Below are 16,427 nucleotides of genomic sequence, written 5' to 3'. Positions count from 1 at the left end.
GAGAATGAACTGTATTTGCAATGAAAATTAAAATACAGTTCATTCTTTTTTTGGGATATACCTATAATAATTCGGCCATTAGATTGGCGTATATCTTTTCATTCTTTTGTGTCCAGTTTGCTGCAATTGCCATTGCTTCAGATTCCGTTGGAACAGTGAGCGTCAGGTCGATTAAAGGAGCATCACGTTCCAGTATCTGACAGCGGACACAATATTCCATGTTGGGATTTCGATAATAGTCAGCTTTTATGGCAACTTCATTTTTCAGTTCATATTGTTTATTACTGAGAAAACTGTTAATATCTTCCTGGATTGCAGGTGAAATATCATTTTTAAAGTAATGAATTGTTTCCTCGCCTTCTTCTGTCAGGTGATAAAATGTTCTTGTGTGCGTGGACTCTTCACGAATAAATCCAGAATCCAAAAGCTCTGAAAGAGCCTGTTGCAATTTAAAATATGTCGTGTAGCCTTCGTTTAAAATGAATTCTGAAATCTGGGAATTAGTCAGTGGGAAATCCACCTTATCCAGCATATACAGAATGATCAGTTTATAAAGTTTAAATGCTTCTGCCATAATTTACAACTCCTTTCCCTGCCAGATGTCGTGAATCTTGAACCAGGACTGCATCTGGTTTAAGACATGTCGTTTGTTTGTGCTCCAGGTAGGAGCAATCAGAAGATCTTTTGGACCGTCCCCGGTGAGCCGATGAATGACAATATCCGGACTCAGATTGCAGATACAGGAACTTAAGACTTCAAAATATTCTTCCATGGAATAAATAGAAAATCTGCCTGTCAGGTAATCGTCCGCGAGATCTGTGTATTTCAGAACATGTAAAAGCTGTAGCTTGATTCCCTGAATGTGGTGTTCATTCAGATAATGCATAGTCTCAAGATTCCGCTTGATATCTTCTCCTGGAAGTCCGAGAATCGTGTGTACGATTACCGGAATACCCATTTGACGAAGTCTCTTTAATGCATGTTCAAATACCGGAAGATCATAGCCGCGCCGGATATAAGATGCCGTATCTTCATGAATTGTCTGAAGTCCAAGCTCAATCCAGACAGGTTTGATCTGATTTAATTCATGAAGAAGATTTAAAATATCTTCACCGAGACAGTCCGGTCTTGTTGCTACAGAAAGAATTCTGATATCCGGGTGCATGATTGCCTCAGTAAATATTTTACGAAGGTAGTCTACAGGTGCATAAGTGTTCGTATATGCTTGAAAGTATGCAATATAAGAACCGCCTCCATATTTGGCGGCGACTTTAGATTTTCCATGTTCAATCTGTTCACGAATCGTCTCGGAAGGTGATTCGGCAAAATCACCAGAACCACCCTGACTGCAGAAAATGCAGCCACGGGTTCCGCATGTTCCATCTCGGTTCGGACAAGTCATGCCTCCGTTCAGTGATAGTTTATATAATTTGCTGCCATAGGTGTTTTTGAGATAATAGTCCAGAGAATGGTATCTCTTTTCGCCCCAGTAAACAGCCATTAAATCAATTCCTTCACAGCTTCGCTTACAACGTCTGCAACGCGAGGGTCGAAAGCTTCCGGAAGAATATTGTTTTCGTTCAGTTCTTCATCCGGAACAAGGCTTGCGATTGCTTTTGCAGTTGCAAGTTTCATCTCTTCTGTAATCTTAGTTGCGCGTCCTTCCAGAGCGCCTTTGAAGATTCCAGGGAAAGCAACGACATTGTTGACCTGGTTCGGGAAGTCTGAACGTCCGGTTCCAACAACTTTTGCTCCGGCTTCTTTTGCGAGGTCTGGCATGATCTCTGGTACAGGGTTAGCCATTGCAAAGAGGATAGCATCTTTGTTCATGGAAGCGACCATTTCTTTTGTGACAATATTCGGAGCAGATACACCGACAAAGATGTCTGCACCATTCAATGCATCAGCAAGGGTTCCTTTTTTGCCTTCCAGATTTGTTACTTCGACCATCTTTTGCTGCATCCAATTCAGATTCTGAGAATCTTTTCCGAGGATTCCACTGATATCGCACATTGTAATATGAGAAAATCCGTATGTGAGAAGCAGTTTTGTGATTGCAACACCGGCACTTCCGGCACCATTTACAACGACTTTACAGGTCTCTTTGTCTTTTCCTGTTACTTTTAATGCATTGATGATTCCGGCAAGAACCACAATGGCAGTTCCGTGCTGATCGTCGTGGAAAACAGGAATGTCGAGAAGCTCTTTCAGACGTTCCTCAATTTCAAAGCATCTTGGAGCACTGATGTCTTCTAAGTTAATGCCTCCGAAAGCAGGAGCAATATTTACAACAGTTTTGATGATCTCTTCAGTATCCTGAGTGTCCAGGCAGATCGGCACAGCATTGACACCACCGAATTCTTTGAAAAGGACAGCTTTTCCTTCCATAACAGGCATGGCAGCCAGCGGTCCTATATTGCCAAGTCCAAGCACGGCACTTCCGTCAGATACAACAGCAATTGTGTTGGATTTGATTGTATATTTGTATGCGGCTTCTTTATCTTCAGCGATAACTTTGCATGGCTCAGCAACACCCGGTGTGTAAGCAATTGCCAAATCTTCGCGAGTCTTTACATGAGACTTTGCGATGGTTTCAAGTTTGCCGTTCCATTCTTCGTGCATTTTCAGAGCTTTTTCTTGATTTGTCACGTTAAATACCACCTTTTTCTACTATATTTTGTATATGGGGATTTGAACAAGGTCATCCCTTGTATACCATCATATCATTTTAAGATTACCAAATCAAGAAATGTCTTTGAAAAAAGGCTTTTAAAAGCGAAACATTTGTAGTATAATAAACTTTAGTTTCAGATGAAGTCTATTCTGACAAAGAATCCCGTGATGACACATAAGCCTATAATTGAAAGGAATATAAAGCGATGATGAAAGAAAAATATGAAACATTACCGTTGACGACGTTAAAAGAACTTGCAAAAGCAAGAGGCCTGAAAGGTATTTCTACAATGAAAAAGGCCCAGGTAATCGAATTGATGTTACAGGAAGATGAAAAAGAACAGGAAAAAGAAAAACAGGAAAAGCGTGAGACAGTAAAAGAGATGTCTGCGAATACCGGAGATAAAGAAATCCATGATATTGACCGCCTGGACAGTGGAATTGTTGCACGCGGAATTCTGGAGGTTATGCCAGATGGGTTCGGATTTATCCGAAGTGATAATTATCTTCCAGGAGATAATGATATCTATATTTCGCCGTCTCAGATCCGTAGATTCAATCTGAAGACTGGAGATATTTTGGAGGGACATACTCGTATTAAGACACAGCAGGAGAAGTTCAGCGCACTGTTATATTTGACTAAAGTGAATGATACAGATCCAATGGAACTTCTCACACGTAGCAGTTTCGAGAAGATGACACCGATTTTTCCAAATGAGAGAATGCGTCTGGAGTGTGGCAAGACAAGCACGTCTATGAGAATTATGGACTTGCTTTCTCCAATTGGTAAAGGTCAGAGAGGAATGATCGTATCACCTCCGAAAGCCGGTAAGACAACACTTTTAAAAGAAGTTGCATTGTCTGTTCTTAAGAATAATCCGGAAGTGCATCTTCTGATTCTTCTGATTGATGAACGTCCGGAGGAAGTTACGGATATTAAAGAGACCATTCAAGGAGACAATGTAGAGATTATTTACTCTACATTTGATGAGCTTCCAGAGCATCATAAGAGAGTATCTGAAATGGTCATTGAACGTGCAAAGCGTCTTGTAGAACATAAGAAAGATGTTATGATCTTGCTTGACAGCATCACACGTCTTGCAAGAGCGTATAACCTGACTGTTTCACCATCCGGAAGAACACTTTCCGGTGGTCTTGATCCTGCAGCGCTTCATATGCCAAAGCGCTTCTTTGGTGCTGCAAGAAATATGCGTGAGGGTGGAAGCCTTACAATTCTCGCTACAGCACTGGTAGATACAGGAAGCAAGATGGACGATGTTGTATATGAGGAGTTTAAAGGAACAGGTAACATGGAACTGGTACTTGACCGTAAGCTTTCTGAAAAAAGAATGTTCCCTGCTATTGATATACCGAAGTCAAGCACTCGTAGAGAAGATCTGCTTCTTAACAAAGATGAGCAGGAAGCTGTGGAGATCATGCGCCGTGCACTCAATGGAATGCGTGCGGAAGAGGCGGTGGAGAGTATCCTGAATATGTTCTCCAATACAAAGAACAACAATGAGTTGATTGAAATGGTAAAAAAGAAAAAAATATTATAGACAAGCTGGCAATCGTGTGGTACAATAAGAAAGCTGTTTAGAAAATATTCGCGTTTGACGCAACTAAAATAAACGCAACAATAATAAAGAAGAGGTGAAAATCATGAAAGAAGGAATACATCCAGCATACTATCAGGCAACTGTAACTTGCAACTGTGGTAACACATTCGTAACAGGATCTACAAAAGAAGATATCCACGTAGAAATCTGTTCTAAGTGTCATCCGTTCTACACAGGACAGCAGAAAGCAACACAGGCTCGTGGCCGTGTTGATAAGTTCAACAAGAAGTACGGAATGAAATAAGTTCGAAGGTTATCGGGGTTGAGGTTTTTTAAATCTCAACCCTTTCTTCTATTTATATCAGATATGAGGAGAGCAATTATATGAAGTCATCCAATATTGGGGGACAGGCAGTCCTTGAAGGAATTATGATGAGACATGGAGACGACTATGCGGTTGCAGTGAGAAAACCGGATGGAGAGATTTTTGTACAGAAGGAAGAATATCACAGTGTGATCAAATGGAAAGCTTTAACGAAGATTCCGTTTGTCAGAGGGGTGTTCAATTTTATAGATTCTATGGTTCTGGGAATTAAGACGTTGATGTTTTCAGCTGAATTTTATGAGGACGAAGAGGAAGTAAAAAGCGAAAAAGAACTGACAGAGGAAGAAATCGCAAAGAAGGAAAAACAGGAAAAATGGATGATGAATGCGACAGTTGCAATATCTGTAGTAATTGCAGTAGCAGTATTTATGGTTCTGCCGTATTTTCTGTCTTCATTATTAAAACCACTGATGCCATCGTATCATTTGAGAACATTAGTGGAAGGATTTGTGAGGATTGGTATATTTATTCTCTATATTGCATTGATTTCAAGAATGGATGATATCCAGAGAACATTTATGTACCATGGCGCGGAGCACAAATGCATCAATTGCATTGAGCATGGACTTCCGCTTACCGTTGATAATGTCAGAATCAGTTCCAGACAGCATAAGCGCTGTGGAACAAGCTTCTTATTCTTCGTACTGGCAATCAGTATTATTTTGTTGATGTTGATTCAGGTGGAATCACCGCTGATGCGTGTGATCGTGAGAATTGCCTTGATTCCGGTCATTGCAGGAATTTCTTATGAAGTACTGAAACTTGCAGGAAGAAGTGAGAATCCGATTATCAATCTTTTAAGCAGACCAGGACTTGCAATCCAGAAGCTGACAACGAAAGAACCGGACGACTCAATGATTGAAGTGGCAATACAGGCAGTAGAAGCAGTATTTGATTGGAGAGCATATGAAGCAGAGAACTTTAAAACTGCAGAGGATTTATAAAGAAGGATCTGCGTATCTGGAAAGCAGACAGATACCAGATGCTCAAATCGATGCATGGTATTTACTGGAATATGTGACTGGAATCAGTCGTGCTTCCTACTATGGAAATCCGGAAAAAAATATTTCGGAAGAGGAAGCAAAACGGTATTGGGAATATCTGGAAAAGCGTGCACGAAGAATTCCACTTCAGCATATTACGGGAAGTCAGGAGTTTATGGGATATGAATTTCTTGTTAATGAGCATGTGCTTATACCAAGGCAGGATACAGAGAATCTGGTGGAAGAAGCATTGAAAGTGATAAGACCGGATATGCATGTGCTGGATATGTGTACTGGTTCGGGCTGTATACTGATCAGTCTTTTAAAGTATGCGGCAGAAAGAAAGCACATTACAGGGGGGAAAGCGGTTGGCGCAGATATATCAGCAGATGCGCTTGAAGTGGCAAAAAAGAACGCTCAGAGACTTAAGGTTCCTGTTATATGGGTACAGAGTGACATTTTTGAAAATGTATCTGAAAGTTTTGACCTTATTGTGTCAAACCCACCATATATTAGAACGGAAGTGATCCAGGGACTGGAGGACGAAGTAAAGCTTCATGATCCGTGGATCGCGCTTGACGGACATGAAGACGGACTTTACTTTTACAGAAGAATTGTAAGCGAAAGCATTTCACATCTGAATGATGGTGCATGGCTCATGTTCGAGATCGGTCATGACCAGGCAGAAGATGTATCAAAGCTTATGAAAAATGCAGGATTTTGCAATATATATGTGAAAAAGGATCTGGCAGGACTTGACCGTGTAGTGTGTGGCATGTACAATAAAAGAGTTGTAGAAAATTCAAGTCGAACAAAAATGTGAGACATTGGTCAGGATAGAGAATACCGAAGTGAGGATTATGTTTAATGTTTGCGCCGGTATATGGCAGTTATAGTAATATTGCAGGTAAACAGGAGGAGATAGAGATGTTTGATAAATTAGAAGATCTGCTAATTCGATTAGAAGAAATCTTGAGCGAACTTCAGGAACCGGATGTGGCAAGTGACCCAAACCGTTTCCGTAAGCTCATGAAAGAACAAAGTGAGCTTACACCAATCGTAGAAGCATACAAAGAATATAAAGCATGCAAGCAGAACATTGAAGAAAGTCTGGAACTTCTGAATGAAGAGTCTGACGAAGATATGCGAGAACTTGCAAAAGAGGAGTTGAATGAGTCGAAAGCAAGAGTAGAAGAGCTTGAGCATGAGCTTAAGATCCTGTTGCTTCCAAAAGACCCTAATGATGACAAGAACGTAGTAGTTGAGATCCGTGCTGGTGCCGGTGGAGATGAAGCAGCACTTTTTGCTGCAGAAATTTATCGTATGTATCTGCATTATGCAGAGAGTAAACGCTGGAAAGTGGAACTGGTAGAGTGCGAAGAAATTGGAATCGGTGGTATGAAGAATGTTACATTTATGATTGATGGACAGGGCGCATATTCTATGATGAAATACGAATCCGGGGTACACCGCGTGCAGCGTGTGCCGGAGACAGAAAGTGGCGGACGTATCCACACATCAACAATCACAGTAGCAGTTATGCCGGAGGCAGAAGATGTGGATGTTCATATCGATGAGAAAGATATCCGTATCGATGTTATGAGAGCATCAGGAAACGGTGGACAGTGTGTCAATACAACAGACTCCGCTGTACGTCTGACTCACTATCCAACTGGAATTGTAATCTACAGCCAGACAGAGAAATCACAGCTGCAGAATAAAGAAAAAGCATTTGCACTTCTGCGTGCAAAACTCTACGATTTGGAATGTCAGAAGCAGCATGATGCAGAGGCAGAAGCAAGAAAGAGCCAGATCGGAACAGGAGACCGTTCTGAGAAAATCCGTACTTATAACTTCCCACAGGGACGTGTCACAGATCACCGTATAGGTCTGACATTATACAAACTAGACAAGATTATGAACGGCGATATCCAGGAAATCATCGATGCCTGCATCGCTGCCGATCAAGCCAAAAAACTCGCAAACATGGACGAATAGCACGAACGCAGATTAAATATAAGAGTACTATGGACAATTTATTGGACAGAGTACTCTTATTTTAATCTATGTGAGTCAAACGAGCACTGAGATGGAGCAGAGCGGAATCGAAGTGGGCGTTCGTGCTATTCGAAAGTGGTGGGAGTCTGCTTGCAGGGAGAATCGTCCTTTTGTTATATTGTGTGAGAATGCAAACGAGCACCGAGAAGAAGCAAAGCGGAATCGAGGTGGGCGGGTGCATGCCATCATAGCGAAGCACGAGAGCCAGAGTACTCTTATTTTAATCTATGTGAGTCAAACGAGCACTGAGATGGAGCAGAGCGGAATCGAAGTGGGCGCTTGTGCTATGAAAAAGAAAAGAGGAGCCAGATGCTGCTTGCAGCAAACTGACTCCTCTTTTTAGCCTTCGATTGATTTTAAAGATTTTCCGTTATACACACATGTAGTTTCCTTGCCGGGAACGATTGTCACCATATAACCGTCTTTGCCAAAGTTAATTGCAACAACTTTTCCGTCTGTTGTATGGAAAATCTGAAGCAGTACAGCATTAGAATCATATTTTTTTCCAAAATAATCATTAAATGTAGTGTCCCATGTATTTTTTCCAGAAGGCGCAGTGAAAAGGTACTGTGCATTAGATTTATCAGCACTATCCAGATAAGATAATACCTGTCGGGCAATTCTTCTGCTGGATGTATTGATTTCTGTTTTGTCATTGGGATTTCTCTGTACAGCATTCAGAGCAGCGTTCGTAATTCTGCCCAGATTTTTTATTCTTTTGCCATCGATTTCCGTTGCAAATCTGCATGGCGGTTTAGTAGGATCAGGGTTTGTAAAGCTTTCAGGATACATAGCATAGCATTCTGACATGGCTGCCTGTGCAGCTTTCCAAGTATCGGTTGCTTCTGTTATAATTGCTTTTTCTTTTGCCTTTCGTATGTATCCGGTTAAAGCCGGAATCAAAAGTGCGGCAAGAATTGCAAGGATTGTCAGAACCACAATGAGTTCTACTAATGTGAAACCCTGTTTTTTCTTTTCTGATTTTATAATTATCGTCTTCTCTCTATAATATAATGTTGTTGAGTTTTTGGTATCATATAATAAAAATGATTACACATAATATAATTAATGATACCGTATATATAGGAAAACGTCAAGAAAAACAAAAATCGATTCAATCAATTCAGATATTGCTATAATTATATCCTATAGCAAACTATAAAAATCTAAACATAGACAAACCACTTTCTTACAATTATAATAGGAAAAGTCAAGAATATAAAAACTAATGAAAAAGACTTGTAAGGAGTGATCAGTTATGAAGAAGAAAAAAGTATTAAGTACATTATTGATAGCAGGAATGGTAGCAAGTATGATGGTTGGTTGTGGAAAATCGGCAGATGATAAAAAAGAATCTGACAATTCCGGAGTTACCACTTATACAGTTGGAACAGAAGGAGCATATCCTCCGTTCAACCTTGTAAATGAAAAAGGCGAACCGGACGGATATGATATTGCAGTTATGAAGGCAATTGATGATCTGAATCCAGATGTTGAATTTAAATATGAAGCAACAGGCTGGGATGGAATTTTTACAGCTCTCGAGTCTGGCAAGATTGATGTGATTGCCAGCCAGTGTGGTAAGAATGAAGAGCGTGAGCAGAAATATCTTTTCCCGGATATTCCATATACAGAGACTCAGGCAGCAATTGTATTTAAAAAAGACCGTACAGATATTTCCAGTGATGTAAACAGTATTGCAGGAAAAACGATTGTATCTGCAACCTCAGGAGCACAGACAAACTGGCTTGAGAATTATAACAAAGAGCATCCGGACAAAGCAGCCGATATTATGTATGCAGATGGAGATATGAGCAAGATGCTTCAGGAAGTTATTAACGGAAGAGCAGATGCACATATTGCTTCTATTAAAGTAACTGCTGATTATGTTCTCAAAGAGCAGGGACTTGACAATGAACTAGAGTGTCTTCCATTTGAGACTGGTGATGAGACAACTACATACATGCTTCTGAGACAGGACGAGTCAGGAGAGAAGCTGAAAAAGATTATTGATGACAGTCTGAAGACGTTGATTGAAAATGGTACATTAAAAGAATTATCTGAGAAGTATCTTGATGGAGATTATGCACCACAATTATAATCGAGAAAGTGTCTTATATCTTTAAAGAAATAAGGAAAAATATAAGATGCACGCCGTATGAGATGCGACGTGCATTTTGTGCAATACGCCGTTATACAGAAATCGTTCTTGCACGAATTTCTATAGGGCGATTCATAAGTTGTACCGGAAACCACAAGAGTTCCGAATAAAAGAGAAAGATTGGTGTAAAAGAGATGGGGAAAATATTTAGTGTTGAATTTCTGATACAGTCCATTCCGCAGATAGCAGTATATCTGCCGATTACACTTCTGATTACAATTGCCAGTTGTGTAGCAGGACTGATCGTAGGGTTCTTTATTGCGTTGGCCCGTTATTTTGAAGTACGGGTACTTAAGACAGTTGCGAAAGTATACATATCATTTATCCGTGGCACGCCGACTATGGTACAATTGGTGCTTGTGTATTACGGAATCCCGATACTGCTTCGTGTGATGAACGAAGCATGGGGAACAAGTTTTGATATTAACGGAATCCACCCGGTCGTATTCGCAATTATTACACTGGGACTTAATGCAGCGGCATATATGTCAGAGATTATCCGCAGTGCATTGATGTCCGTAGATGAAGGACAGGTAGAAGCTTGTTATAGCTTGAATATGACGAAGTGGCAGGCGCTTATAAGTGTTGTAATCCCGCAGGCATTTGTCGTAGCACTTCCAAGTCTGGGCAATAACTTTATATCATTATTAAAAGAGACTTCTCTTGTATTTAACATTGCAGTTGTAGATATTATGGCACAGGCAAGAATCGTTGGAGCGAGATCTTATCGTTACTTTGAGGTATATATTGCAGTATCTTTGATTTACTGGGTATGCTGTATGCTTTTGGAACGTCTGCTTGCAAAGATAGAGACCTATGTGCGTAGAAAAGAGAGGAGAAGTTAAGATGTCGATAGTAGAAGTAAGAGGACTTTGTAAAGCTTTTGGTGATAATCAGGTTTTGAAAAATCTGGATTTTCAGATAGAAAAAGGTGAAGTTGTAACGCTGATCGGACCAAGCGGAGGCGGTAAGACAACGCTTCTTCGTTCTCTCAACTGGTTAAATGTACCAGATGCAGGGAGAGTTACCATTGATGGAGTTACAATTGAAGCCGGAAAAGAGAATAAACAACAAATCCGGGCACTCAGAGAAAAGACGAGCATGGTATTTCAGCATTATAATCTCTGGAAGAACAAGACTGCTCTGGAGAATATTACGGAAGGACTGATTCGGGTTCAGAAGATGCCGAAAGTCCAGGCAGTGGAGAAAGCAGAACATTTGCTGGAACGTGTCGGACTGATCGAGAAGAGAGATGAATACCCGGTACGTCTTTCCGGAGGGCAGCAGCAGAGAGTAGGAATAGCGAGAGCACTTGCAGCAGAACCGCAGGTTATGCTGTTTGATGAACCAACAAGTGCTCTTGATCCGGAGTGGATCGGGGGAGTTCTTGATGTTATGAAAGAAATTGCAGCAGATGGAATGACGATGATCGTAGTATCCCATGAGATGCGCTTTGTAAAAAATGTTGCCTCCAGAATCTTATTCCTGGAAGGTGGACAGATTGTAGAAGACAATACACCGGAGAAATTGTTTAATAATCCGGAGAATGAACGTACAAGAGCATTTTTGGAGATGGCAGAATTGTAAGAAACAATAAAAAGTTTTATCTCAGTCGAGAAGACTCCCACTTCAGGTGGTGAGTAATAGCAAATTTGTCTCAGTGGGAGTTAGGTCTCCGCCTGAGATAAACGCTCCGCGAAGATGCGCAGTGATTCTGATAGGAATATGTCAGCTTCTCTGACCAGAATCACGCGCCAAGTCTCACGGACGTTCGACTTGAATATAAAATGAAGACAGATGAGAAAGCTGAAATAAGAAAATTAAATCTGGGACAGGTACTTTTAAAAGAAGTCCCTGTCCTAAAATATTTGAAGACAACAGGCAATTGCGAAAATGAAGGAGAAAATAAATATGGCAACAGATTTTGATAAAGTAATCAATCGAAAAGGAACACATTCTTTAAAATATGATTTTGCGACAGTAAGAGGAAAGAAAGCGGATATACTTCCACTTTGGGTGGCAGATATGGATTTTCAGGCACCAAAATCAGTCAGAGAGCGCTTATTTGAGATTGTAGAGCATGGTATATTTGGGTACAGTGATACCCTGGAGGATTATTGCAGAGCAGTGAAATCCTGGTATAAGAGAAGATTTGACTGGGAAATCGAGAGTGACTGGATCATCAAGACACCAGGAATTGTATTTGCACTTGCAATGGCAGTAAAAGCCTACACAGAGCCGGGAGAAAGTGTTCTGATGCTGCAGCCGGTTTACTACCCGTTCAGAGAGGTCATTGAAGACAATGGAAGAAAGCTGATTGGAAGTCCATTAAAATTAGAAGATGGGCACTACACCATTGACTTTGAGGATATGGAGAAGAAAATCCGGGAAAATGATGTAAAATTATTACTTTTCTGCAGTCCGCACAACCCGGTAGGACGTGTGTGGAAAAGAGAAGAGTTGGAAAAAGTTGCAGCGCTCTGCTTGAAATATCACATGACACTTGTCAGCGATGAGATCCACAGTGATATTGTATACAAAGGACATAAACATCAGATGATGGCATCTATTTCAGAAGAGATTGCAGATATTACTGTCACATGTACCGCGCCATCAAAAACATTTAATGTGGCAGGGCTTCAACTTTCCAACATTATCATTTCCAATCCAAAGCTGCGTGAGAAATTTAAACACGAAGTGATGCAAGCAGGCTACAGCCAGCCGAATCTGATGGGAATGGAAGCGTGTCAGGCTGCTTATGAAAACGGCGAAGAATGGTTGGAAGAGTTACTTGTATATCTTCAGGGAAATGTGGACTTTGTCCGGGATTATCTGAAACAGGAGATTCCGAAAATCAGGCTTATTGAGCCGGAAGGAACTTATCTGCTTTGGCTGGATTGCAGAGAACTGGGTTTATCAGTAGAAGAATTGGAACATCTGGTCGTTGATAAGGCAAATCTCTGGCTGGATCCGGGATTTATTTTTGGGGCAGTAGGAGAAGGATTTGAACGAATCAATATCGCATGCCCGCGTCAGACGTTAAGGCAGGCAATGGATCAGCTTAGAGATGCTTTGAATGCAGAGGCATTCTTGAACTAGGGATTTGTAAAGAATGGTAGATAAGACAGGAGGAAAATCGTGATGGCAGAAGAACTACAGACATACTTATTGGAACATTTTCAATGGCTGCACAGACATCCGGAACTTGCATTAAAGGAGTATGAGACAACCAACTATGTAAAAAATGTATTAAAACAGACAGAAGGTGTGGAGCTTTTGAATCTGGGACTTGATACAGGAGCGCTTGCAAGGATCGAGGGAAAAGAGCCAGGGCGTGTTGTTGCAATCAGAGCGGATATTGATGCGCTGCCGATCCTGGAAGAGAGTGGACTTTCTTACAGTTCAGAAAATGATGGCTGTATGCATGCTTGTGGACATGATTTCCACACGACAGCACTTCTTGGAGTGGCAAAACTTCTTGGAGGAGAGAGAGAGCATATAAAAGGTACCGTCATTTTATTGTTTCAACCTGCCGAAGAAGCAGAACATGGTGGTGAAAAAGTTGTAAATACCGGAATGTTTGAAAAATATAAGATTGAAAAAATCTTTGGACTTCACACAAAACAAAACATGCCAGTCGGAACGATTGCAATTGCACCAGGTCCATTTTCAGCGGCGGTAGACCGGTTCTTATATACGGTAAAAGGAATGGGATGCCACGGAAGCGCCCCGCAGACGGGTCTGGATCCGATCCCGGCAGCAGCAAGACTGGTAGGAAGTCTTCAGGAAATTGTAAGCCGAAGAATCAGTCCGACGGAGACGGCAGTTATCAGTGTGACTCGTTTTACATCAGGCACAAGCTGGAACATTATCCCAGAGACCGCCAGGCTAGAAGGAACCGTTCGCACATTTAATCCCAAAGTGCGTGAGCAGATTGTGAAACTGATGCAGGCACAGGCTGAAGGTCTGGAGCGGGAAGGTTATCAGGTGGAATTTACATGGATCCCGGGCTGTCCGGCAACGAACAATGATGCAGATCTGGCAGAACTTGTGCGAAAAGAAGCAATGGAAGAAGGATTCCATGTAACCTTGCAGCATCCGGAGATGGGAGGAGAAGATTTTTCCTGTTATCAGGAGTTGGTTCCGGGAGCATTTTTTCATGTGGGGACCGGGGGAAAATATCCGGCGCATAATTCTAAATTCACAGTAGATCCGGCAGCACTTTTGGGAGCTTCCAAACTGATGAGTGAGATTGTGAAGAAAGCGCTTAAAGCTTCATAGATATTGCAGCTATGAAGCTTTGTTTTTTGGCAGAGCAGTAAAAAGCACATAGATGATATTAGGGGCATGCCTTGTAATGAGTATAGAAAATGTGCTATACTCGGAAGAGTAAAAATTACAGTTATCAGATGGACGAGAACTGCGATGAGTACAATGGCGGGGAATTCCTTCGTCGGATGTGCTCTTTACTAGTTTTGAATTGGAGCATAGAATGAAAGATATTATTTTTAAGAGAACAGAGCTGGAAGACAAGGAAATCATGACAAAGTATTTCGATGAGCATCCGAGCAGAAGTTGTGAACGTACATTTGTCAATGTGTTTTTATGGTCCAGGCAGTACCCGGTAAAATGGGCGATTGTTGAAGGAGCCATGGTGTTCAAAAGTGAAGATGAGGGACATGTTGCCTATGCATTTCCGGCAGGGACAGATGAACATGTGAAGCGTGCATTGGATAAGATGAAAACATATAGTGAGGAGCGAGGTTATCCGTTCCGTATGTATAATGTGACACCGGATGATTTTGCACGACTGGAAAGCTGGTATCCGGGAAGATTCGAGATTGAGTATGACCGGGACGAAGCGGATTATGTCTATGAAAGCGAGAAGTTAGCGACTTTGTCTGGTAAGAAGATGCATGGAAAGAAGAACCATGTGAATCGATTCCGAAAAGAATTTGAAGGACGCTGGAGCTACGAATCCATGAAAAAAGAGAATCTGGAGGAATGTTTCCAGATGGCTTTGAAGTGGAGAAAAGAGAATGGCTGTAATGATGATACAGATAAGAATGCAGAGATGTGTGTGACAATGAATGCACTCAGACTTTTTGAAGAACTTGACCTGAAGGGCGGTATCCTTCGAATTGATGGTAAAATCGTAGCATTTACCATCGGAGAACCAATCTGCCCGGATACATTTGTTGTTCACATAGAGAAAGCTTATGCAGATGTGCCCGGAGCATATACTATGATCAATCAGCAATTTGTAGAACATGAGTGTATGGATTACAAATATGTGAATCGGGAAGATGATGCCGGTTCTGAGGGACTCAGAAAAGCAAAGCTTTCCTATAAACCAGTATTTATGGTAGAAAAAGGACATGTACATGAAAAGGAGATAGAAAAATGATAGCAGATAAAATGAAAAATATGGTAGCGAACAGTTCCGCTATTCGTGCAATGTTTGAGGAAGGAACACGTCTGGCAGGAATTTACGGACGTGAGAATGTATTTGATTTCAGCCTTGGGAATCCGAATGTTCCGGCACCGCAGATTGTAAAAGATGCAATTGTCGAACTGGTCAATGACACAGATCCGGTTGTGCTTCATGGCTATACGAACAGTAACAGTGGATATCCGGAAGTAAGAGAGGCAATTGCAAAGTCTCTGAATGAAAGATTTGATACAAAATTTTCCGGCAAGAACATTGTCATGACTGTCGGAGCGGCAGGTGGATTGAATGTCATTTTAAAATCTCTGATCAATCCCGGAGATGAAGTGATTGCATTTGCACCATATTTTGGAGAATATCGTTCTTATACAAATAACTATGATGGAGTTCTGGTCGAGATTTCCCCGAATACAGTTGATTTTCAGCCAAAGCTTGATGAATTTGAGCAGAAGATTACACCAAAGACAAAAGCTGTCATTGTAAATACGCCGAATAACCCGACAGGTGTTGTATATTCAGAGGAGACGATCAAGAAGTTAGCGGCAATCATGGAGGCCAAACAGAAAGAATATGGAACAGAGATTTTCCTGATTTCTGACGAACCATATCGTGAACTTGCTTATGATGGAGTGGAAGTTCCATACCTGACGAAATATTATGATAATACGATTGTAGGATATTCTTTTAGTAAATCCCTGTCACTTCCAGGAGAACGTATAGGATATCTTGTTATTCCGGATGAGGTTGCAGACAGTGAAGATCTTCTTTCCGCTGCCAATGTGGCAACAAGAATCTTAGGTTTTGTAAATGCACCAACTCTGCAGCAGAAAGTAGTAGAAAAATGCCTGGATGCAAAGACAGACCTTTCTTTCTACAACAGAAACAGAGAAGATCTATATAACGGATTGAAAGAATGTGGATTTGAATGCATCAAACCACAGGGAGCATTCTATCTCTTTGTAAAATCACCAGTTGCAGATGAAAAGGAATTCTGTAATGCAGGAAAGAAATATAATATCCTGATGGTACCAGGTAGTTCCTTTGCGTGTCCGGGATATGTAAGACTGGCATATTGTGTATCTCATGAGACAATCGTGAATTCGCTTCCTAAATTCAAAGAACTGGCAAAGGAATACATGTAATGTTCAGAGGTCGCGGC

Annotated in this window: 16 protein-coding genes; 12 read left to right on the top strand and 4 right to left on the bottom strand. The window is 41.2% G+C overall.

Annotation, left to right across the window (positions count from 1 at the left end; translation table 11 throughout):
• Nucleotides 1-61 precede the first annotated feature (61 nt).
• From NQ560_RS11265 to NQ560_RS11255, 3 genes are read right to left on the bottom strand one after another with little or no spacing between them, the layout of a single operon-like run.
• Entirely contained in the window at nt 62-574 is a 513-nt protein-coding gene (locus NQ560_RS11265) for a DUF4364 family protein (RefSeq protein WP_005334399.1), read from the bottom strand.
• A 3-nt stretch (nt 575-577) separates the two neighbouring features.
• Nucleotides 578-1,501, bottom strand: a complete 924-nt coding sequence (gene mnmL / locus NQ560_RS11260; protein ID WP_005334397.1) for a tRNA modification radical SAM protein MnmL/YtqA — start codon at nt 1,499-1,501, stop codon at nt 578-580.
• Nucleotides 1,501-2,649, bottom strand: coding sequence for an NAD(P)-dependent malic enzyme (locus NQ560_RS11255; protein WP_040015589.1), 1,149 nt, complete (start codon nt 2,647-2,649; stop codon nt 1,501-1,503). The genes mnmL and NQ560_RS11255 overlap by 1 nt, the downstream gene beginning before the upstream one ends.
• A 233-nt stretch (nt 2,650-2,882) precedes the next feature.
• Here NQ560_RS11255 and rho point away from each other — a divergent pair, with 233 nt between their 5' ends.
• From rho to prfA, 5 genes are all read left to right on the top strand, one after another.
• The gene (rho, locus tag NQ560_RS11250; protein ID WP_029731591.1) at nt 2,883-4,232 is read left to right on the top strand and encodes a transcription termination factor Rho; all 1,350 of its coding nucleotides are present in this window, start codon (nt 2,883-2,885) and stop codon (nt 4,230-4,232) included.
• A gap of 103 nt (nt 4,233-4,335) precedes the next feature.
• Nucleotides 4,336-4,536 carry a 50S ribosomal protein L31 gene (gene rpmE, locus NQ560_RS11245; RefSeq protein WP_005334394.1) on the top strand — a complete coding sequence of 67 codons (201 nt, stop codon included), beginning with the start codon at nt 4,336-4,338 and terminating at the stop codon, nt 4,534-4,536.
• Nucleotides 4,537-4,616: 80 nt separating this feature from the next.
• Nucleotides 4,617-5,561, top strand: a complete 945-nt coding sequence (locus tag NQ560_RS11240) for a DUF1385 domain-containing protein (protein ID WP_005334393.1) — start codon at nt 4,617-4,619, stop codon at nt 5,559-5,561.
• Nucleotides 5,524-6,423: a peptide chain release factor N(5)-glutamine methyltransferase gene (gene prmC / locus NQ560_RS11235; protein ID WP_005334392.1), complete on the top strand. Its 900-nt coding sequence runs from the start codon at nt 5,524-5,526 to the stop codon at nt 6,421-6,423. Before NQ560_RS11240 ends, prmC begins: the two co-directional genes overlap by 38 nt.
• A gap of 104 nt (nt 6,424-6,527) precedes the next feature.
• Nucleotides 6,528-7,598: a peptide chain release factor 1 gene (prfA, locus tag NQ560_RS11230; RefSeq protein WP_029731587.1), complete on the top strand. Its 1,071-nt coding sequence runs from the start codon at nt 6,528-6,530 to the stop codon at nt 7,596-7,598.
• 399 nt (nt 7,599-7,997) lie between these two features.
• On the opposite strand, the gene NQ560_RS11225 is transcribed toward prfA, so the two are convergent.
• On the bottom strand, nt 7,998-8,600 hold the full coding sequence (locus NQ560_RS11225) for a hypothetical protein (RefSeq protein ID WP_416386961.1): 603 nt from the start codon (nt 8,598-8,600) through the stop codon (nt 7,998-8,000).
• A gap of 316 nt (nt 8,601-8,916) precedes the next feature.
• On the opposite strand from NQ560_RS11225, the gene NQ560_RS11220 reads away from it, so the two are divergent.
• From NQ560_RS11220 to NQ560_RS11190, 7 genes are all read left to right on the top strand, one after another.
• On the top strand, nt 8,917-9,759 hold the full coding sequence (locus tag NQ560_RS11220; protein WP_005334388.1) for a transporter substrate-binding domain-containing protein: 843 nt from the start codon (nt 8,917-8,919) through the stop codon (nt 9,757-9,759).
• Between the two features lie 194 nt (nt 9,760-9,953).
• A complete protein-coding gene (locus NQ560_RS11215) occupies nt 9,954-10,664 on the top strand; it encodes an amino acid ABC transporter permease (protein ID WP_005334387.1) in 711 nt (236 codons plus the stop codon).
• A 1-nt stretch (nt 10,665) separates the two neighbouring features.
• Nucleotides 10,666-11,406, top strand: coding sequence for an amino acid ABC transporter ATP-binding protein (locus tag NQ560_RS11210; protein ID WP_179974560.1), 741 nt, complete (start codon nt 10,666-10,668; stop codon nt 11,404-11,406).
• Nucleotides 11,407-11,730: 324 nt separating this feature from the next.
• Complete coding sequence (locus NQ560_RS11205) at nt 11,731-12,918, top strand: MalY/PatB family protein (RefSeq protein ID WP_005334384.1); 1,188 nt, start codon at nt 11,731-11,733, stop codon at nt 12,916-12,918.
• Nucleotides 12,919-12,960: 42 nt separating this feature from the next.
• Nucleotides 12,961-14,100 carry a M20 metallopeptidase family protein gene (locus tag NQ560_RS11200; protein WP_005334383.1) on the top strand — a complete coding sequence of 380 codons (1,140 nt, stop codon included), beginning with the start codon at nt 12,961-12,963 and terminating at the stop codon, nt 14,098-14,100.
• Nucleotides 14,101-14,311: 211 nt separating this feature from the next.
• Entirely contained in the window at nt 14,312-15,226 is a 915-nt protein-coding gene (locus NQ560_RS11195; protein ID WP_005334381.1) for a DUF2156 domain-containing protein, read from the top strand.
• Entirely contained in the window at nt 15,223-16,410 is a 1,188-nt protein-coding gene (locus NQ560_RS11190; RefSeq protein ID WP_005334380.1) for a pyridoxal phosphate-dependent aminotransferase, read from the top strand. The genes NQ560_RS11195 and NQ560_RS11190 overlap by 4 nt, the downstream gene beginning before the upstream one ends.
• Nucleotides 16,411-16,427 lie beyond the last annotated feature (17 nt).

It is taken from the genome of Dorea formicigenerans (genome assembly GCF_025150245.1).
GTDB classification, from domain to species: Bacteria; Bacillota; Clostridia; order Lachnospirales; family Lachnospiraceae; genus Dorea; species Dorea formicigenerans.
This window is presented reverse-complemented; position numbering and strand designations above follow the sequence as displayed.